Origin of the sequence: Mucilaginibacter panaciglaebae (assembly GCF_039539265.1) — a bacterium.
In the GTDB taxonomy this organism is placed as follows: domain Bacteria; phylum Bacteroidota; class Bacteroidia; order Sphingobacteriales; family Sphingobacteriaceae; genus Mucilaginibacter; species Mucilaginibacter panaciglaebae.
In genome coordinates, this window is sequence record NZ_BAABCV010000002.1 from 56,798 (window position 1) to 77,650 (window position 20,853).

Here is a 20,853-nt window from a genome sequence, read left to right on the forward strand (position 1 = left end):
TTCATCTTTCGAACCGGCAAAATCATGTATGCCCGATTTGTTAAGCGATTTGTAGATATCACTGTTGCTGTTTTATCGCTGCTTGCGTTAGCTCCGCTGCTGGCCGCGATTTACCTTGTATTATGGACAAACGGCGAAAATCCGCTGTTTTTTCAATGCCGTGTGGGCAGAAATAAAAAAGTTTTCAGGCTCATCAAGTTTAGAAGCATGAAAACTTTGTACGGACCGGATGGCTTGCTGCTAGATAACAGATTTCGTATCACACCTATTGGCCGCATTTTAAGGAAGACATCGCTTGATGAATTACCACAGTTGATCAATATTATTAAAGGCGACATGAGTTTTATCGGGCCTCGTCCTTTGATGGAATCTTATTTACCGTTTTATACTGAAACTGAACAGCTTCGTCACCATTTGCGCCCGGGTATCACAGGATGGGCCCAAATTAACGGCCGCAATAACCTGAGCTGGGATATCAAACTGGCTTTTGATATTTATTACGTTAAAAACCTTTCGTTTTTCCTGGATTGCTATATCACATTAAAAACAGCAATATACGTCATCCAAGCCAAAGATGTGCAGATAGATGATCCGTCGCCCATGCTATATGAGGAACGTCAAAGAACATTAAATGCCAACTAACTTAACGGCATTTACAGTTATACAATCGTCCTTCCTCCTTTTGTTTACTCACCTAATATCAATCATTATGGAATACACTGTTTTAACACCCATTGACAGTGATCAATGGCATTATTATCTGCGTAAGGCAAATGCTTTTGATTTTTATCACAGTTGCCAATATCATGCTATTGAAAATAGCGATGAACCATTGTTGTTTCTCTATGAATGCGGCGAAGATTTCGTTGCCATCCCCTTAATCAAGAGGGCAATAGAGGATTCGTGTTACTTTGATCTTACGTCGGCATATGGCTACGTGGGACCAATTTCCAACAGAACATTTAATGATGGCGATAGTGCCTTTCTTGATAATATGAGAGAAGCATTTTTAGAGTTCATGGATCATGAACGAATTGTTAGTTTATTTTCCAGGCTTCATCCAATCATTAATCAAGATCAGATTATCAATAAAATAGGCGGCTCATATTGTAACGGACAAACAGTGGCCATTGACCTCGATTTACCTATCGATGAGCAACGCAAGGTATATCGCAGAGATCATAGCCGCGCCATTAAAATCTTACACGAAAAAGGATTTTATATTAAAAATGAGTCAACCTCATCTGGCGTCGAAACATTTGTGCCCATTTACCACGAAAATATGCGAAGAGTAAATGCCTCTGAAACATATTTTTTTGACGAGACCTACTTTAACAACCTCCTTTCTGCCAAAGAGTTTTCTGTTTATCTTTTACTTGTTTATTACGAAGACGTTGCTGTTGCGGGCGGGATCTTTTCTTTTACCCGCGATATCGTGCAGGTACACTTGCTATCTACGGCCACAGAATATCTGCGCTACTCGCCGACTAAAATGCTCATTGATGAGATAAGCCAGATAGCGCGAAAACGCAACATGCGTTACCTGCACCTTGGCGGCGGGTTTGGCGGAAAAAACGACTCACTATTTGCATGGAAAGCAGGTTTTTCAGACTGGCATCTAAATTTTAATACCTGGCGCTACATACATAACCCTAAGGTATATAATGAATTGATAGAAGCCAATCAATTAGATCAAGTACCGAATACAGATTTCTTTCCACTATATCGCAGCACCTCAAGCAAAAAGCTGGTACCTCAAAGCTAAACCGCCTATACGACGGTCACTGGACATTCCTATTTAGTCATGAATAAAACAATATTATTATCTTCCCCGCATATGGGCGGGTCTGAATGGTCTTATATGAAAAACGCATATGAGACCAATTGGATTGCACCAGTGGGTCCGCACGTAAACGGTTTCGAAGAAGATCTCAAAAAATTTCTGGGTGGACAAGTATCAGCTGGTGCATTAAACTCGGGAACGGCAGCCATACACCTTGCGCTCATACTTTTGAATGTTAAGGCAGGTGACGAAGTCATTTGTCAAAGCCTGACATTCGTGGCATCAGCCAATCCGATCATGTATCTGAAAGCCACCCCGGTATTTGTGGATAGCGAAGATCAAACCTGGAACATGTCGCCGACTTTATTAGAAGCTGCAATTGCAGACCGTGTTGTTAAGGGAAATTTACCAAAAGCAATTATTGTAGTACATCTTTACGGCATGCCTGCCCGAATGGATGAAATTCTTGAAATTGCAGGCAGGTACGGTATACCGGTTATTGAAGATGCCGCCGAAGCGCTGGGATCGAACTTTAAAAAGCGGAAACTTGGCACATTGGGTTTGTTTGGGATATTTTCTTTTAACGGAAACAAAATAATCACCACATCGGGTGGAGGGGCTTTAGTTTCGGTCAATGACGACTTTATTGTAAAGGCAAGATCTCTGGCTTCTCAGGCAAGAGAAAGCGCTCCTTATTATCAACATGAGGAAGTTGGCTACAATTATCGCATGAGTAATATTTGTGCAGGAATTGGCCGCGGCCAGATGGAAGTATTGAGTTTAAGAATATACCAGCGCAGAAAAAACTTTGATAAGTATAAACATATGCTTTCTGATTTACCTGGTATAAGCTTTCAGGAAGAAATGGATATAGATTTCTTTTCTAATCGCTGGTTAAGCGTGATACAGGTTGAGCCGTTCGGACAGGAGATCAATAGCGAAAAGCTGAGGCAGTTTTTAACTAAGTACAATATCGAGGCACGCCGGGTCTGGAAGCCTATGCATATGCAACCGGTGTTTTCGAAATACCCCATGTACGAAAATGGAGTAAGCGAGCAATTGTTTAACAACGGATTATGTCTTCCTTCCGGCTCGAACCTTACGGATTATGAGTTAAGCCGGGTTGTGAAACGGATCAAGGTCTTTTATGACATTTAATAATCCTATCATTTCAAAAACTAAATCATGTTGGATCAATTACATAAAGGCAGAATACTTTCCCGATGGTTTATCTTTTTGATAGATCAGGTTATTATCGCCTGCTCACTAACCATCTCGGTTTTTGTTGTTTTACAGTCGCATTTTAACGAGCTGTTTGGTAATTATTATTTGATTTATTTGGCTGTTTATCTGTCAGTTACAGCGGCGGTGTTTATTAAACTGCATATTCACGCGGGTATTGTCAGATACTCAAATATGAAAGATGTTCACCGTATATTTTCTGCAGTATTACTAAGTAGCATCATTTATTGGCTTGCACTTAATATTATCATTGACAATTATTTGCATGCAGAATGGCGCAGGTTTGGCCTTAGTGTATTACTTAATTTTTTTGTCTCAAGCTCGTTATTAATATGCATGCGTATATATGTCAGAACTATTTTTCGGGCTATAAAACACTCGAATACGTCGCCTGCCGAAAAAGTGCTTGTTTATGGCTGCGGCCAATCGTCTGTTCTGATCAAGGAAGCACTGGAAGTTCAGGCCGACAATCGGTTTCAGGTTATCGGGTTTCTTGACGACAATGTTAATACCGCCAACAAGCACATCCAACAAGTTAAAATCTATTCAACATCTGATATTCCCTTTTTGAAGGGCAAATACAATGTTAATAAATTAGTTATTACAGGAGATTTGCTGCCCGCAAAAAAGACTATCATCGAACGTTGTATCGAATCGGGGATAAGGATATCAAACATCCCCCCAACCAGCCAATGGCTATGCGGCAAACTCAATTTTAACCAAATTCAGGATCTCCAGATAAATAACCTGTTACAGCGTGACCCCATAATTTTAAATAAAGATACTATCTCAAAAGAATTAGCGGGTAAGCGTATTTTGGTAACTGGTGCGGCCGGTTCAATAGGTTCAGAAATTGTCAGACAGGTTTTAAGATATTCGCCAGAGCTTGTTATTATGTGTGACAGGGCCGAATCTCCATTACATGATCTGCAAATGGAGATCACAGATAATTTCGGTAAGCCACCTATTGCTGTATTTGTTGCCGACATTCAAAACCAAAACAGGCTAAATACACTGTTTAATAAATACCGCCCGCAAGTTGTTTTTCATGCTGCTGCCTACAAACATGTACCGCTAATGGAATGTAATGTGGTAGAAGCTATTTTAACCAATGTTTACGGAACGAAGAATCTGGCAGATATTTCTGTTGAATACGAAGTCGAAAAATTCGTTATGATCTCCACCGATAAAGCCGTTAACCCTACAAATATCATGGGAGCCTCCAAAAGGATTGCTGAGATCTATATACAATCGTTAGACAATCACCTAAAAACATCGGCTGATGAAATAAATAACTCTGCCCCTGCACAACAGGCCACGCGTTTTGTAACCACGCGGTTTGGAAACGTGTTAGGTTCAAATGGGTCTGTTGTTCCAAGATTTAAACAACAGATCCAATATGGAGGCCCCGTAACTGTTACCGACCCGCGAATAACACGGTTTTTTATGACCATTCCCGAAGCCGTTGATCTGGTAATGGAAGCGGCATCTATGGGTAAAGGCGGCGAGATATTTATTTTTGACATGGGCAACCCCATAAAAATAACGGACCTTGCCAAAAGAATGATACAACTTGCCGGTATGGTGCCAGATCAAGACATTAAAATTATTTTCACAGGACTTAGACCAGGCGAGAAATTATACGAGGAATTGCTAAACCAAGCCGAAGAAACAATTCCTACATATCATCATAAAATAAAAGTAGCAAAAATTATTGTTTACCCTTTCTCATATGTAGAACAGGTTATCGCAGATCTATTAATACAAAATAGCTGTAATAATGACTTTGAGTTGGTAAGATTGATGAAAAAAATTGTTCCTGAGTTTATCAGCAAGAATTCTGAATTTGAACAACTTGATCTTGATAAAGTAATGGAAAAATAGCTTAGCCTAACCTATTATTTGGTCGTTAAGCGTATTTTTTTGGGCTGATGCAGGTTGTTGTTTAAGCTCAGTATACTTAAATTAGTATTACTTAAACCGGTTAAAATCAAAGTGTTAAATAATTAACCATAACACCAACCTTGTTCACTAAACTTACTACTATGCAATTACACATTGGCGAAATAGTTGAGATGGCCGTACGCAGAAAAGGGGTCAGCATTAGCGAATTATCAAGAAGGATGCATGTAAACAGAAGGTCCATTTATAACTGGTTCCAGCAGCGACATCTGAAAATTGAGATGGTTTGCGAAATCGGTTATGTTATCGGTCATGATTTTTCACAAGATTTGCCAGATGATTTTGCCAGACAGGGATTCGCTATAATGGAAAACCTGATTGCGGCTGGCAACAAAGTATCCATTGATTCAACAAATTCAGTTCATTTCTGGATGACAAAATATATTGACATTCTTGAAAAATACAATGAATTGTTACAAACTGTCGATATACATCAACATCAGGAGGTTGTAAGCACTGCTTACTAGACTACCCTCACATTCAAATAACGGATGTTTGTATCACCACTGACGGTAATTTAAGAAGTAACGTCGATACACCATTACTTTTCAAGTTCATTATCATTTAAACAACATCTTTTCCAAAAGGGTGCGTAGTCCGGTGTGTCTGCGGTAAATTAAAAAATAAACATTATGTGTGGAATAGTTGGCTACATTGGCTTCAGAGAAGCTATACCTGTGTTATTAAAAGGCCTAAAGCGTTTGGAATACCGCGGCTATGACAGTGCAGGTATAGCAGTAATAAACCGGCAATTAGCCGTTTATAAAAAATGTGGCAAAGTTGCTAACCTGGAACTTGTTTGCGGAGAGGCATCCTTAAATAGCACGATAGGAATTGGACATACCCGATGGGCTACCCATGGCGCGCCAAACGACGTCAACTCTCATCCCCATTGTTCGGGAAGCGGGAAATTAGCTATAGTGCATAACGGCATTTTTGAAAACTACCTGGTTATCCGGGAAGGGTTAATCAAAAAAGGACACATATTTGAAAGCGAAACTGATACAGAAGTTATCATTCACCTTATAGAAGATGTCAAACGCCTGTTGCACGTCCCGCTTCAGGAAGCTGTCAGGCTTGCTTTGCGGCAAGTTATGGGCACCTATGCAATAGTTATCATTAATGAAGAAAACCCGGGCGAACTGATTGCCGCGCGCAAAAGCAGCCCCCTTGCTATAGGCGTAGGCGAGCAAGAATATTTCATTGCCTCAGATGCCACTGCTATTGTGGAATTTGCTAAAAATATCATTTACCTTGATGACCATCAAATTGCTCGTATTACTTATGATTCATTGCATGTAGTTGATATAGATAATCATGAACAAAAGCCCCATATCTGCGAGTTGGAAATCGAGCTTGACTTTATAGAAAAATCCGGATACGAACATTTTATGTTTAAAGAAATTTTTGAGCAGCCTCAGTCAATCAAGAATTGCATGCAATGCAGATTGGATACTGAGCGGGCATTAGTAACATTCGATGAACTTGAAGATTATAAAACTGAAATTATCAATGCAAGAAGAATTATTATAGTCTCGTGTGGAACTTCGTGGCATGCCGGTTTAATCGGCGAGTATTTCATCGAAAAATATGGAGAATTATCAGTTGAAGTTGAGTATGCATCCGAATTTAGATATCGAAGTCCGATTATTAACAGAGGGGATATTGTCTTAGCGATATCGCAATCCGGCGAAACCGCCGATACGCTCGCTGCTACCGAACTGGCAAAAGCAGAGGGCGCCCTTGTTTTATGTATCTGCAATGTTGTTGGCGCTTCTATACCAAGAGCCAGTCATGCAACCATGTACACCAACGCCGGGATTGAAATAGGCGTAGCGTCAACAAAAGCATTTTCATCGCAAGTTACTGTACTGGCACTGCTTTCGCTTTATATAGGCCAAATTAAAGAAAAAATTCAGCCACAAACGGCTGCGGGGCTGCTTACAGAGCTAAGCAAGCTTCCTTCCGTGATACGAAAAACTCTGCAATGCGCCGACACAATGCAATTTATTGCTACCGAGCTTCATAATTTTTACAACTGTCTGTTTTTAGGCAGAGGTGTGGCTTTTCCGGTTGCATTAGAGGGTGCCCTGAAACTTAAAGAAATATCGTATATCCATGCTGAAGGCTACCCGGCGGCCGAAATGAAACATGGCCCGATAGCCTTAATAGATGATAAAATGCCCGTCATATTTATAGCTGCAAACAATGATTCTTATGAAAAGATAATTAATAACATTCAGGAAGTTAAGGCTCGGAAAGGGATGGTGATTGCCATAGTAGCTGAGGATGATACGGAAATAAAGAAGATGGCCGATTTTATTGTGGAGGTACCGCAAGTTAATGACCTGATGATGCCTATAATAAGCACAATACCATTGCAGTTGCTTGCCTACTACTCCGCGTTGCTGCGCAATTGCGATGTTGATCAGCCCCGTAATCTGGCTAAATCTGTTACTGTTGAATGACCCGGATATTTCGCTAATTGTGTTAGAAGCACTTTTTCAGGCCTGATACTCTTATTATATTTTAACGAAAATGTGACTTCTATTATTTCTGTATATTTGATTTATTTACATAAATTATTAATACCATATGACTCGTCAATATTTTAAACTTAAATAACGTAATATTTTCACTTTGAGCCCGGTATTGTTAATAACAGCTGCTCAATTACCCCTATAAATAACTTATGGTCACAGAAGAGAGGCTTGCTCCGCTGATGGCGTACTGGGATAAGAATCTGGTTTGCCGGTTTGCCAACCAGGCTTACCTGGATTGGTTTGGCTATTCACCTGGGCAAATAATCAATAAGCTCAACATTCAGGAGTTGTTGGGATGGGCGTACCAATTAAACCAGCATCTCAATGGGAGCACCCAGATTTGCGATATACAAACCTTCGAGCGCATGCTGCGTAATGCTCATGGAGCACGAAGAAAGGTTTTAGTTGCCTATTATCCTGATTGTGGCAACGGGATAATTGAAGGCTTTTTTATATACGTTGTAGATGTAACCGACGCCTCTAGTTTACGGGTGGAAAAAGCCATATATGAGGTGCAAGTGATGGTTGACCACCAAAAGATGACTGAAAATGATGGCGACTCAAAAATCGACAAAAAGATGTTCGAGGTTGCAGAAACCTTAAAGCAAAATATCTTAGGAAAATTTCCCGGGCTTAATAAACTTGCCGACCAACACTTTATTTCTGTATCTAAACTTAAGCGCGATTTCAAGCAATTTTATAACATGTCACCTTATGCATTTTTTCATGATCTGAAAATGATCTATGCAGAAAACTATATGAAATCTTATAAATGCTCGAAAAAAGAAATGGCCGCTATGCTTGAATTTTCAAATCCGGCAGCATTTTATTCGGCCTTTAAAAAATTCAGACAACAACGTAAAAATGCAGATCAGCTAACAGTGAATATCCGTGAATAGCAGGCAATATTGTTCATTTATAGCTATCCCGGTTATTTTGCCGGCGCTTAACACAACGCCCGTTTCTTCTTTTATATATTGAGCACCTATATTATCCCACCGCTCAACCTTAGCACTATTTACAAAGAATGATTGGCTCTCATGAATAAACCGCGCGCCCCGATAAGCCTGCTGGGTCCTGATAATATTTAATATCATATTTACAGGCATATCAACACTAATATTGATCATGTCATCAGTAATTGGCGCATAATAATGCGCGTGGTTATTTTCAATATACTTAAAATCCGGGTCGCATAAAAAAAGACTCAATTGATCCAGTAGTGGCAAAATTTCACAGATTAACCTTCCTCGTAGTTCAGTTTCACCCATCCAAAAATAATAGGGCACTTTTCTCCTGGCAATGATCCGCCCTTCGTCTATTTTTGGAATCACTTCATGCAAACTGATTCCTATTGATTTTTCCCCCTTTATTGTCGCAAAAAAAGTACTGTTGCGTCCTTTGTAATGAGGCAGGTAGCCCATGTGTATATTGTAAATTTTATGGTTTTGAAGTATACTTTGCCGCATGATGATGCCAAATATGTACATTATAGCAAGCTCAAAAGAGCCTTTTCTTTCTTCAAAGGCTTGTAGCAGATCTTCATATACTTCAATTTCAACCAGCGGTATACCTCGTAGGAAACAACAAGTAAGTAAGTCACTATTCACCATTTTTTTCTCACATACGACGGCGATAACATTAAAATTGTCATGGCAATGAATATAATCGCACGCTTCAGCTGATGATCCTAAATAAATTGCATTATACATACCATTGTTAGTTTATACACTTACATAAAAGTAAGACTCATCATGTTCTGAAAAGCATCTTTTCAAAATCTGTGAAAAAAATGTGATAAGTGGGAAGGCTAAGCTGGTTAATAAGACATATACCATAATTTAAGTATTTAAACCTGTGAAATAAATCGGGCAGCTGCACAAAGTCTTTCACAAGTTGGTATACATACTGCTTTGCAGTATGATTGATGAGCCGGCCAATATTTAATTTTAATTATCTGTAATTGATTTTAAACTATGAGTCGTCGCTTTGTTATTCGGCATTTCGCACCGGTTTTAAAAGCAACCACCGTTTGCTTCTTGCTCCAACTATTTAATGGAGTTGTCTCGGCTCATATTCAGCAGGCAGGTATAAATTTTGGCGACACCATTGCTTACCAGGGTAAGCCTGTTATATGCCCCGGCGGTAAATTATTATTGACGCTGGCTAATTTGCCAACCAATGCTGCTGTAAAATGGTTTAACGCAGCATCGCTCCGTCCTGTCGGCTATTTACCAAATTATGAGGTCAGTACCGCAGGAATATATTTTGCAACTATACTATCAAACGGCATTATGCATACCTACCCTTCGCTAACCGTCACAGCCGTAAACAATCCGATAGCTGGTTTTACTTTTTTAACACAAGGCAATTGTGCTTCTGCTCCCGTTCAATTTAATGACGCTTCGCAAGGTAAAGAACTAACCTATTTATGGAATTTCGGTGACCCAAATGCTCACAAACAAAATGTTTCGACGGTCAAAGACCCGTCTCATCAATTCATTGGTTCCGCGGGAAACGGGTCACAAACATTTGTAGTTACCTTAACTGTTACCAATGCCGGGGGATGCAGTGCCACCTATAGCCAAAAGATTACACTGTTGCAAACACCAGATACTGACCTTGGCGGTCCGGCAGAGCAAACATTCAACAATCAAGCCTACTTTGTAAGTTGTAGTAATTTACCTACAGAGTTTACCTTCATTAACCGTTCAAAAACAAACAACACGGGATACAACATTTTTTGGGGCGATGGCTCACCACAAACTTTTGTTAAAGACCTAACTAGTATTAAACATATTTACAGGATAGGTTCTTTTATTATGTTTTACACAGTTTACGGATCAAATGGTTGTAGCAAAGTACAGAAATACCGCATTTTTGTTGGCTCCAGCCCCACGGTTCCTTTTCAGCCTAAAGTAAAATTAACGGCTTGCACCGGTATGCCGGTTTCTATAAATATCAATAACAATATAACAAGCTCGCAAGGGACAATCTATACAGCTACATTTAGTGATGGTACCGTAAATATGTATACTACCCTTCCAGATACATTAATGCATACGTTTAAAACCAACTCTATATCGCAGGTTGTCAACACAAATCATAGAACTTATATCAACGCCTACTCTTTGATCATCAGTGCAATTAATCCATGCGGAATCGCTTCTGATACTTTGGCCCCTATTTACGTTTCCGACTTCCCGGCCGCCAAATTAATTAACATTGGTTATGATATCGTTTGTGTCAATAGTAAGATACGTTTTAAAAATAATGGCGGCGCAGCATATTCGATCACCGAAGGTATAAGCAGGCCTAATAAATGGGTCTGGAAAATCACACCCGATACCGGTTTCCGCTTATCTGATTCAAGTATGGGCAGTGATAGCGGGTCGAAATACGTTTCGAAATGGACCTCTGGAACTAAAAATCTCAATGTCGTTTTCACTAAAGCAGGCGAATATAAACTGACGCTACTAACAGGTAGTGAACAGTGCGGGATAGATTCTGACAGCCGGAAATTATGCGTTAACGCTTTTCCGGAGGCTGCATTCGAAATGAATACCGACAATGGATGTAATTCGCAAGTAGTGACGATTAAAAACACATCAAATTTGCCACTATGCGACAGTGCTCAATATCAATGGGCAATAACTTATGACAATATGGGTTGTACAGAATTTTCCGAAAACATGTCGTTTACCAATGGCACAACAGCAACCTCGGCCGAGCCGCAATTCGTCTTTTCAGGGCCGGGCCGGTACACGCTATCTTTGATTAATTCATTTCCCAAATCAGGCTGCTCCTCAACCGCATTTACCAGACAAATAATAATCAGATCTAAACCTTTAGTAACACTCAACCTGCCTGACTACATCTATACAGACCAACAATTAAGCCCTGAAGCCATCATTAAAAATTGCTTTCAAACCACCCCTCCCGAATATAAATGGACTTTCGCCGGAGCCAGCATTACGACATCGTCATTACCTGGGCCAGATTCAGTATACTACCGCGATCAGGGCAGATATACGATCATACTTGATGTGACTAACAGTTGCGGAACCACTGAAGTATCCAAAACAATTAATTTAATCAAAAGACCCACCCTTTATATTCCTAACACGTTTACACCAAATAACGACGGCATTAATGACAACTGGAATATTACAGGTATCAGCAATGAAATAGTAACTGTCGATGTTTTTAACCGATACGGGATAGTTATATATCATCGCTCGGGGTCGTACCAACCATGGAATGGGACAGATGGCGATAAAAAATTACCTGTCGGCGTTTATTATTATGTTATTAAAACAGTCAAAAACAATCGACTATATAAAGGTTTCCTTACTATCATATATTAACTGACAGTAGCTTCCGGCCACTGTCAGGCAAAATGAGTCCGGCTTTTATTCAATAATTGTCCACAATTCGTATAAGACACTAATAAAAGATTAATCCTGCTTACTATGGAATACTCCTCAAACTTAACCCAAAATAAAAATTATTACAAAGATCTCTTTAACAGGATGGAGCAAAGTTATATACTGCTAGATGTGTTATTTAATGAGAGAGATGAGCCGACAGATATTTACTATATAGAGGCAAACGAAGCCGCGAACCGCATAACCGGCATCGAGCTTGCAGGTAAAACTGCCGGCCAGCTTTATCCAGACTTCAAACAGTATTGGTATGAAGTATTTGGCAGGATTGCCAAAACGGGGAATGCTGAAACTCATGAAGTGTCTGCTGATCTATCAGCAAGTTATCGCCGCTTTTACGCCTTTAAAGTTGGGCAAGCATTTGAACATAAAGTTGCGGTGATTTATGAGAATAGGGACACTGGCTATGAAGAAAAAATCGTCAAAATTAAAGCTAGACAAAAGCAGGAGGTAATCCGCGTTTTGTTTAGTGCACTGGAAGAAGAACGGCGCCGGGTAGCTGAGAGTCTGCATAGCAGTATTGGTCAAATACTCTACAGCATAAAGCTCAGTTTGGCTAATATCCAACCATTTGCAGATGTCGATGAGTTTGAAGCAGCAATAGGTTACACCAATAAACTGCTGACTGATGCCATTGTAGAGGTACGTCGAATTTCGCATGGACTAATGCCCACCAGATTGGAAGAGTCAGGACTAAAAAATGCGATACGTGATATTTGCGAGCAGTTGTCTGATGGCGTAAGTTTTACTTTTAACCTAACAGGCCCGACGGGACGTTTAGACAAATATCTGGAACTTGCCATTTACCGGATTATTCAAGAATTAATGACTAATGTAGTAAAACACGCAAACGCCAGTGTAGCCACAGTTGATATTAGCATTGAGCAGCAACAGATAACTATTCGGGTAAGCGATAATGGCAATGGTATGGATCCCCAGAAAGCACACACACCCGGTATAGGTTTGGCATCTATTAAAAGCAAAATCAAATTGTTAAACGGAAAGATGAATATTGACCCAAAAGCCAGTGTTGGTACCAAATTTGTAATAATTATACCGATGTGGTCTAAAAAAAAAGACATCGAAACAAGAAACCAGTAGATTGGCGATACCAAAGCGCATGAGCAACGAGTCACACGGTGTAAGGTCTCTGGTTCTTATTTTCAGTACTATTTTCAGTCTACAGCAATTTATATACTTATATCAAACAACGTGCTGGTAAGAGGGCATGTAACCCGCCGCAAGTAAAAAAGCCAATCAATTGAGATCAATTGATTGGCTTTTTTTATATAAGTACAATTTCAATTAATACACATAGACTAACTGTTCTTAAATCTTTAAAATTTCTTCTGATGTTTGTCACTTGCAAAACAAGCAGGCTTTTAAAGTATATTTAAGTTTGCTATATTGAATAATCATTTGCCATATAGTGAAAGAGATAATTGATATTGTCACAGCTTTTGATCAAGCTACCAAACAAGGCAAGAAAACCGCTTTAGCGACCGTCGTAATGGTGGAAGGCTCTGCCTATCGTCGGGCTGGCGCGCGTATGCTAATTACTGAAGACGGAAATTTAACAGGTGCTATCAGCGGTGGTTGTTTAGAAGGCGACGCATTGCGCAAGGCCAGACTGGTTATACTACAACAGGAAGCCATGTTGGTTACTTACGACACTATGGATGACGATGATGCAAAATTGGGCGTTGGGCTTGGTTGTAATGGTATTATCCATATATTGATAGAGCCTATTACTGATGAGCTGGATAATCCAATTACTTTATTAAAGACAGTTGTTGACAACGGCAGTAACGCAGTGCTGGTTACCTTATTTTCCATAGAAAACCGTAAAGCTTTGCAACCAGGTACCTGTCTTTGCTTAACACAACGCAATGTCATAGAGCGTAAGCTTAATAAGTCAGGCTATCGCCAGAACTTGATCAATGACGCCAATAAAGTGCTTTCAACTCAACTATCTGAAATTAATATTTATACTGGCGAGGTGGCTTACACTGCGTTTGTAGAACATATTAAGCCTGTGATTTCGTTAATCATTGTAGGCGCGGGCAATGATGCTGTCCCTTTAACCAAAATAGCTGCCGTTTTAGGTTGGAACATTACTGTTATTGATGGACGTAATAATTACGCGTTACCTGAGCGCTTTCCATTAGCCAAAAAAGTTATCATTGCTAAGCCAGATCAGTTGCTATCGCAGGTTGAGTTAAATGAGTGGACTGCCTTTGTATTGATGACACACAATTACAATTATGAGTTGTCGTTACTCCAGGAATTATTACCCTTGCACCTATCCTATATTGGCTTACTTGGCCCCAAAAAGAAAATGGAGCATATATTGACCGACCTGGAAGAGAACGGCATGAAAATTACCGGAGAACAGCTTAATAATCTCTACGGCCCGGTTGGTTTAGATATCGGTTCTGAAAGTTCTGAAGAAATAGCCCTGGCAATCGTAGCTGAAATAAAGGCGGTATTATCGTCAAGGAATGGCTTATCATTAAAGTATAAACCCGTGGCGATCCACGCAAGCGCCCAATAAATGACGGCTTTACTCATTCTGGCCGCAGGCGCATCAAATCGTTTAGGCTTTCCTAAGCAAACACTTTTATACAAAGGCAAAACGCTGATAGAACATGCTATCGAGGTTGGATTAAAATCCAAATGTCAATCTGTTACCATAGTTTTAGGCGCCAATGTTGATAGCATTGAAACTGGTATTAAGCATTATCCAGTCAACATTATTCAAAATAATAACTGGGCCGATGGGATGGCATCATCTATAAAAGCTGGTATTGAAGTTTTAAAAGAAAATCCTGATACTGAAAACGTAGTTATCATGCTGTGCGACCAGCCTTTCGTCAACCGCGCTTTAATAGATAGTATGTTATACAAACAGCAGGAAACCGGTAAAAAGATCGTCGCCTGCGCATATAATGATACGCTTGGCGTACCGGTATTATTTAATAAGTCTTTTTTTACTGAGTTACTTATGTTACAAGGCAAAGAAGGTGCAAAAAAAATCATCAATAATCATCCCGATGATGTCGTCGCTGTATCTTTTGAAAAAGGGGCCATTGATATCGACACACTAAATGATTACCAGGCCTTGCTAAAAAAATCTTAAATTAGAGTTTCCGTCTGGAGCAATAGGTTGCTGATAGTGAAATAATACTATGTCAAAACAAAAAAACCCGTAAATAAATTTACAGGCTTTAAGCAATTAAATATTGTTTCTAAACTTTGTCGAACTCGAAAGGAAGCTTACGGTAGCGGATGCCCGTTGCTGCGAAAACAGCGTTACCAACAGCCGGAGCAATGGGCGGCAAACCCGGTTCGCCAAGCCCTGTTGGCGCATCGTCCGATTTTACGAATTTTACCACCACTTCAATAGGCGCATCCTTCATCCTCAAGAATTTGTAAGTATGAAAGTTGGTTTGCTCAACCGCGCCTTTGTTAAAAGTAACTTTACTGAATAATGCATGGCCCAGGCCGTCAATAATAGCCCCCTCTACTTGCGTTTCGGCACCACTTTGGTTTACTACCCTGCCGCAATTAACAGCACTATACACCTTTGTAACCCTTAGTTTCCCGTTCTTCATTTTAGTCACTTCAGCAACATGGGCGACATAAGTGTTGAACGAAAAATGAGCTGCAAATCCCTGGTATACATTTGGCCTCTTTGCTTTACCCCAGCCGCTCATTGCTGTAACCAGGTCTATAACGCTTTTATATTTTTCAGGGTCATAACTTGCTCCTTTACCAACCGGCTGGCTTTTCGCTTTCTCTATCAGTTCCAGTCTCAAAGCAACAGGATCTTTTTTCATGTCGTGTGCCAGCTCGTCCAGGAAAGATTCATCGGCAAACGCAACTGAGTTTGATGTCGGCGCACGCCACGGACCAGTTTGAATGTTCGTTTTTAAACCATGATTATCGGCCCGGTAGTTAGCGATGCTGGCTGCCGGAAACCCATCTGGTTTACCGGCAGAGCCTCCGGCTAAAACAGCTCCATTGAAATGCCACGCGGCTATTTCTTGCGTGGTCGGGTTCAAAGCAGCGCGATATTTAAACATACTTGCCGGGCGATAAAAGTCGCCTTGCATATCGTCTTCACGCATCCATAACAATTGCACAGGCACTTTTGCGGCTTGCGAGATCAGTGCGGCTTCTACCCCATAATCTGTCTGCAGTTTGCGGCCAAAACCCCCGCCTTGCCGCGGCATGCCCAGGGTAATATTTTCTAAGGGAACGTTCAGCGCTTTAGCTACAGCGCCGCGTAAATTACCGGGCACCTGAGTTGGTCCGTAAAGTTCAACCTTGTCGCCTTTTACGTCAGCAAAAAAGTTAAGCGGTTCCATATTGGCATGCGGTAGTACCGGCACCTCGTAAACGGCTTCCACTATTTTATAATCTTTGTTAGCTAAAGCACCGTCTACATCGCCGTCGTTACGACCAGGCTTATCGCTTTTATTATTTAATAATTCTGTAAACGAGGCAATATGATCAGTACTACTTTCCAGCTTACCAGTGTCTTCCCAAACTACTTTTAACACATCACGACCTTTTTTTGCAGCCCAGGTTGATGTGGCCAGTACGGCGACAACATTATGCGCTTGCACAACATTTTTAACCCCATTTACTTTACGCGTTTCAGTATCATCAAATGATTTTAAGGTTTTCCCAAAAGCAGGCGACCGCGCTACTATTGCGAACAGCATACCGTCTCTGCGGGTATCAATACCATATAAGGGCTGGCCGGTTATAATTTTATGATTATCGATATTATGTACACGTGTACCAATGATCTTAAAATCTTTAGGGTCCTTTAAAACTATACTAGTTGGCACAGGCAATACTGCCGCTTTTGCAGCTAATTGGCCATAGCCCAACTTTCTTCCTGTCGGCTTGTGTATAACGAAAGCATTTTCTGCATAACAGTCGCTCTCACTTACCCCCCATTGCTGTGCAGCGGCGGTTATCAGCATTTGACGGGCAGTTGCACCGGCGTTACGTATTGGCATGAAACGCCCTCTGATCGCACCGCTGCCTCCGGCTACCTGTGCACCAAACTTGCTTTGATCCAGCGGAGCCATTTCTATAACGACCTTATCCCAGGGCACATCCAGTTCTTCGGCCAGTATCATTGGCAAAGCCGTCTTCACACCCTGACCAATTTCAGGGTTTGGCGACATCAGAGTTACCAAGCCTTTTGAATCAATGGACACGTAAGCATTAGGCGAAAAAACAGTATCTGTTAAATGCTGTGCAGGACTTGCATCAGCTAATAAATGAAATCCAAACATTACGCCGCCACCGGCTATTGCGCTCACTTTTAAAAAGTGTCGCCTTGAAACTTCCTGATCGCTCATTTCGATGTTACTCCTTTCTCTGCCGCCAGATGAATAGCTTTCCGAATGCGGTAATGTGTCCCGCAACGGCAAATATTATTCATCGCTAAATCTATATCCGCATCGCTTGGATGCGGGTTTTGTTTCAGCAACGCCGATGCCGCCATGATCTGACCTGACTGGCAATATCCACACTGCGGTACATCTATTTCGCTCCAGGCTTTTTGAACCGGGTGTGTTCCATCCTTACTTAAACCCTCAATGGTGGTTATTTTAGAGTCTTTGACCGCTGATACCGGCAATTGACAGGAACGCATGGCAAACCCATTAAAATGGATTGTACAGGCCCCGCATTGTGCTATACCGCAACCAAATTTGGTACCCACCAGGTTTAAATGATCGCGCAACACCCAAAGCATTGGAGTATCAGGATCGGCGTCAACCGTAAGTAGTTTGTCGTTGACGGAGATTTTGTATGTAGCCATAAAAGTGATATTTAAATAACCCGTTCCATAAATTTATAAGTAATTACTGAACATACTACTAATTAGAGTCTAATAACCAAAATATTACTTAACAGGACCTTTTTCTAACTATGAATTTGTTTAGGATTACAATTAATTTAGGCAAACGTAATGTATGTAATTCGGCGAGTAATCTGAGATGACCTAATTACTTATTAATTGCCCTGGCCAATATAAAGGCCGCAGCGGCAGCTATTGCGCCTATAACAACGACTTTTATAGCACCCATCACCGGAGGTTGACCAGTCAGTTTACTCTTGAAATAACCAAAAATAAACAACGCTATTAAAGTGATAGCGCAGGAATAATACAAAGCCTGTACCGAATTATCAATGAATATATAAGGCGAAAGCGGAATAATGCCGCCAACGATATAGGAGATGCCAATAGTTAATGCACTTTTTTTAGCCCTGTTAGGATTAGGCTGTTCTAAACCGAGCTCATATTTCATCATGAAATCAACCCACTTATCTTTATCCTTGGCCATTTCATCGGCAATCTGCTGCTGCAAGGTTCCGGACAGGCCAAAATCAGCAAAAACCTGTTTAACTTCTTCTTTTTCCTGATCGGGTACACGTTCAACCTCTTCATATTCCCGTTTAAGTTCGGCATTATAATGATCGGCATCTGTCTTGCCGGCTAAGAAGCCTCCAAGCCCCATAGCTATCGACCCGGCTACTATTTCAGCCATGCCCGCAGTTACTACAATGCCGGAAGCGTTGACCGCTCCGCTCAATCCGGCAGCTAGTGCAAACGGCACGGTTAAACCATCGGACATGCCGATCACAATATCGCGGATCGTTTCTGAGCTGCTAACGTGTTGTTCGTGATGCATGCTTAAAAGTACCGCGTTTGAAGCACTCAATTAGAAAATAACTGCAGTTTAGTTTTGGTCTTAATATCGTCAGGAGATACCTGTAGCTGAGCAGAAAACCTGCAACATTAAAATAACTGTACAGTTAACGCATACATCAGTCACCCAAATCAAAACAAAAGATAACTTATCATAGTTATCATGTTGTTTCCATACGACGGTTTTGCATATGTTTAGTCATAGGCAAAATTTTTATATTTTCTATGCATATCACCAAAGAAGAAGATCTACGCTATATCATAGGCCATGCGCCTGCAGGAGTTTGCATCCTGAATGCAGATACACTGAATATCGAACTGATTAATACCCATTTACTAAAACTCATCAATAAGGAAAGAGAAAACCTGTTGGGAAAATCTTATAAGGAGATATTCGAGGTTGCAAAACCAGATAACGAGACAGCCCTCAATATGGCCGGAACAGGCCAATCGTCACACGATTATAAGGGAACGATTATAAGGGTTCTTAATGGAAAAAAAGAGGTCACTCCGGCCACCTTTGTTTATTGCCCGGTAAGATCCGGGAAAGGCAAAGTCAGTCAAATAGCAGTATGGATTTTGGAAAACAGCGGAGAGGCTCTTAATGAAGAATTAGCTGCGATCAATGAAGAACTGGCGGCAACAAACGAGGAATATGCGGCTCTTAATGAGGAATTGGTTACCACCAATGAAGAACTGGTTGAAACCCAGGACAGTCTGCGGCGAAGCGAAAAGCTGTTCCGCTCCATTGCACTGAATATTCCGGGGTCACTCATCATCGTGATTGATCAAGACCACAGGTATGTTGCCATTGAAGGTGATATCATGGAAAAGATGGGTTATGACCGGCGCGACTATGAAGGCAAGCATCCGGCGGATATCTCGCCCGAACGTTATGAGGCTTCGCGGCCTTTGTATGAAAGGGTAATGTCCGGAGAAAAGTTTTCGGTAGAACGCAAGGCAGAAACCGGTGAGTTTTACCTGGTTCATTTTGTACCGTTGAAAAATGAGAACGGCGTGGTAGAATCAGGGCTAATCATTGCGCTGGATATTACTGAGATAAAACAGGCAGAGGAAAAAAGCGCCAAGCTGGCGGCCATCGTAGAGACCTCGGATGATGCCATCATCAGCAAGACGTTGGAGAGTGTCATTACAAGTTGGAATACCTCGGCCCAGCGTATGTTCGGTTATACAGCGGAAGAAATGATCGGCGAGAGCATTTACAAGATCATCCCCGAAGACCGGCAGGATGAGGAACCCCATATCATTTCGCGCTTAAAAAGTGGTGACCGGGTTGATCACTTTGAAACCAAAAGGCGCACTAAAGACGGAAGGCTTCTGGATCTTTCCTTAACCATTTCTCCCATTAAGGATAAACAAGGAAATATCATCGGGGTCTCCAAAATTGCCCGGGATATAACTGAGAAGAAACAGGAAGAACAGCGTAAAAATGATTTTATTGGCATGGTAAGCCATGAGCTGAAAACACCGCTAACCTCGCTTACAGCAATCATACAGGCTGCTCACAGTAAACTTCGACACAATGAGGACCCCTTCCTTTCAGGCGCAATGGAAAAAGCCAATTACCAGGCGCGCCGAATGGCCACTATGATCAATGGTTTTCTCAATGTCTCGCGCCTTGAAGCCGGTAAATTATTAATAGAGAAACAGCCTTTCGATCTCGATCAACTGCTGCGTGAAATTCTGGAGGAAACCCGGCTGACCGTGACAACTCACAGCTTCAGCCTGGAGGAATGCGACCATATCGCGGTTAATGCCGACCGGGATAAGATTAGTTCCGTCATTTCAAACCTAATCAGCAACGCAGTAAAGTATTCACCCAAAGGCTCGTCGATCGATATCCGCTGCAAAATCAACAAAGAAACGGTAATAGTCAGCGTTAAAGATGATGGCATGGGTATTAAATCCGAGGATATCGGCCACATCTTTGAGCGGTACTACCGCATAGAAACCAGTGTTACACGCCATATCTCCGGCTTTGGCATTGGCTTATATCTCAGCGCAGAAATCATTAAACGGCATGGCGGCGATATCTGGGTGGAAAGTGAAAGCACCAAGGGTTCGATCTTTTATTTTTCATTGCCTGCTACCAAAAGGAAATAATTCAACCAAATATTTAGC

At 41.1% G+C, this 20,853-nt stretch carries 16 protein-coding genes; 12 read left to right on the forward strand and 4 right to left on the reverse strand.

The window, feature by feature from the left end; genetic code table 11:
- Nucleotides 1-24: 24 nt before the first annotated feature.
- From ABD772_RS02600 to ABD772_RS02630, 7 genes are all read left to right on the forward strand, one after another.
- Nucleotides 25-642 (forward strand): sugar transferase, encoded by a 618-nt coding sequence (locus ABD772_RS02600; protein WP_345100869.1) that lies wholly within the window; start codon nucleotides 25-27, stop codon nucleotides 640-642.
- 67 nt (nucleotides 643-709) lie between these two features.
- Nucleotides 710-1,765 (forward strand): GNAT family N-acetyltransferase, encoded by a 1,056-nt coding sequence (locus tag ABD772_RS02605; RefSeq protein WP_345100870.1) that lies wholly within the window; start codon nucleotides 710-712, stop codon nucleotides 1,763-1,765.
- A gap of 96 nt (nucleotides 1,766-1,861) precedes the next feature.
- Entirely contained in the window at nucleotides 1,862-2,941 is a 1,080-nt protein-coding gene (locus tag ABD772_RS02610) for a DegT/DnrJ/EryC1/StrS family aminotransferase (protein ID WP_345100871.1), read from the forward strand.
- A gap of 27 nt (nucleotides 2,942-2,968) precedes the next feature.
- Nucleotides 2,969-4,909, forward strand: a complete 1,941-nt coding sequence (locus ABD772_RS02615; RefSeq protein WP_345100872.1) for a polysaccharide biosynthesis protein — start codon at nucleotides 2,969-2,971, stop codon at nucleotides 4,907-4,909.
- Between the two features lie 161 nt (nucleotides 4,910-5,070).
- A complete protein-coding gene (locus ABD772_RS02620) occupies nucleotides 5,071-5,454 on the forward strand; it encodes a helix-turn-helix domain-containing protein (RefSeq protein WP_345100873.1) in 384 nt (127 codons plus the stop codon).
- 165 nt (nucleotides 5,455-5,619) lie between these two features.
- Nucleotides 5,620-7,455: a glutamine--fructose-6-phosphate transaminase (isomerizing) gene (glmS, locus tag ABD772_RS02625; protein WP_345100874.1), complete on the forward strand. Its 1,836-nt coding sequence runs from the start codon at nucleotides 5,620-5,622 to the stop codon at nucleotides 7,453-7,455.
- 224 nt (nucleotides 7,456-7,679) lie between these two features.
- Nucleotides 7,680-8,429 (forward strand): helix-turn-helix domain-containing protein, encoded by a 750-nt coding sequence (locus tag ABD772_RS02630; protein WP_345100875.1) that lies wholly within the window; start codon nucleotides 7,680-7,682, stop codon nucleotides 8,427-8,429.
- On the opposite strand, the gene ABD772_RS02635 is transcribed toward ABD772_RS02630, so the two are convergent.
- Nucleotides 8,406-9,242 carry a formyltransferase family protein gene (locus tag ABD772_RS02635; RefSeq protein ID WP_345100876.1) on the reverse strand — a complete coding sequence of 279 codons (837 nt, stop codon included), beginning with the start codon at nucleotides 9,240-9,242 and terminating at the stop codon, nucleotides 8,406-8,408. The genes ABD772_RS02630 and ABD772_RS02635 overlap by 24 nt on opposite strands.
- Nucleotides 9,243-9,506: 264 nt before the next feature.
- Here ABD772_RS02635 and ABD772_RS02640 point away from each other — a divergent pair, with 264 nt between their 5' ends.
- From ABD772_RS02640 to ABD772_RS02655, 4 genes are all read left to right on the forward strand, one after another.
- Nucleotides 9,507-11,897, forward strand: coding sequence for a PKD domain-containing protein (locus ABD772_RS02640; protein WP_345100877.1), 2,391 nt, complete (start codon nucleotides 9,507-9,509; stop codon nucleotides 11,895-11,897).
- 165 nt (nucleotides 11,898-12,062) lie between these two features.
- A complete protein-coding gene (locus tag ABD772_RS02645; RefSeq protein WP_345100878.1) occupies nucleotides 12,063-13,076 on the forward strand; it encodes a sensor histidine kinase in 1,014 nt (337 codons plus the stop codon).
- 328 nt (nucleotides 13,077-13,404) lie between these two features.
- The gene (locus ABD772_RS02650) at nucleotides 13,405-14,529 is read left to right on the forward strand and encodes an XdhC family protein (RefSeq protein WP_345100879.1); all 1,125 of its coding nucleotides are present in this window, start codon (nucleotides 13,405-13,407) and stop codon (nucleotides 14,527-14,529) included.
- Nucleotides 14,530-15,114, forward strand: a complete 585-nt coding sequence (locus ABD772_RS02655) for a nucleotidyltransferase family protein (RefSeq protein ID WP_345100880.1) — start codon at nucleotides 14,530-14,532, stop codon at nucleotides 15,112-15,114.
- 109 nt (nucleotides 15,115-15,223) lie between these two features.
- On the opposite strand, the gene ABD772_RS02660 is transcribed toward ABD772_RS02655, so the two are convergent.
- The 3 genes from ABD772_RS02660 to ABD772_RS02670 form a co-directional block, all read right to left on the reverse strand.
- The gene (locus ABD772_RS02660; RefSeq protein WP_345100881.1) at nucleotides 15,224-17,356 is read right to left on the reverse strand and encodes a xanthine dehydrogenase family protein molybdopterin-binding subunit; all 2,133 of its coding nucleotides are present in this window, start codon (nucleotides 17,354-17,356) and stop codon (nucleotides 15,224-15,226) included.
- Nucleotides 17,353-17,820, reverse strand: coding sequence for a (2Fe-2S)-binding protein (locus ABD772_RS02665; RefSeq protein ID WP_345100882.1), 468 nt, complete (start codon nucleotides 17,818-17,820; stop codon nucleotides 17,353-17,355). Before ABD772_RS02665 ends, ABD772_RS02660 begins: the two co-directional genes overlap by 4 nt.
- Before the next feature lie 187 nt (nucleotides 17,821-18,007).
- The gene (locus ABD772_RS02670; RefSeq protein ID WP_345100883.1) at nucleotides 18,008-18,694 is read right to left on the reverse strand and encodes a VIT1/CCC1 transporter family protein; all 687 of its coding nucleotides are present in this window, start codon (nucleotides 18,692-18,694) and stop codon (nucleotides 18,008-18,010) included.
- A 242-nt stretch (nucleotides 18,695-18,936) separates the two neighbouring features.
- Between ABD772_RS02670 and ABD772_RS02675 the strand changes: the two genes are divergently transcribed.
- Nucleotides 18,937-20,835, forward strand: a complete 1,899-nt coding sequence (locus ABD772_RS02675) for a PAS domain-containing sensor histidine kinase (RefSeq protein ID WP_345100884.1) — start codon at nucleotides 18,937-18,939, stop codon at nucleotides 20,833-20,835.
- Nucleotides 20,836-20,853: the final 18 nt, after the last annotated feature.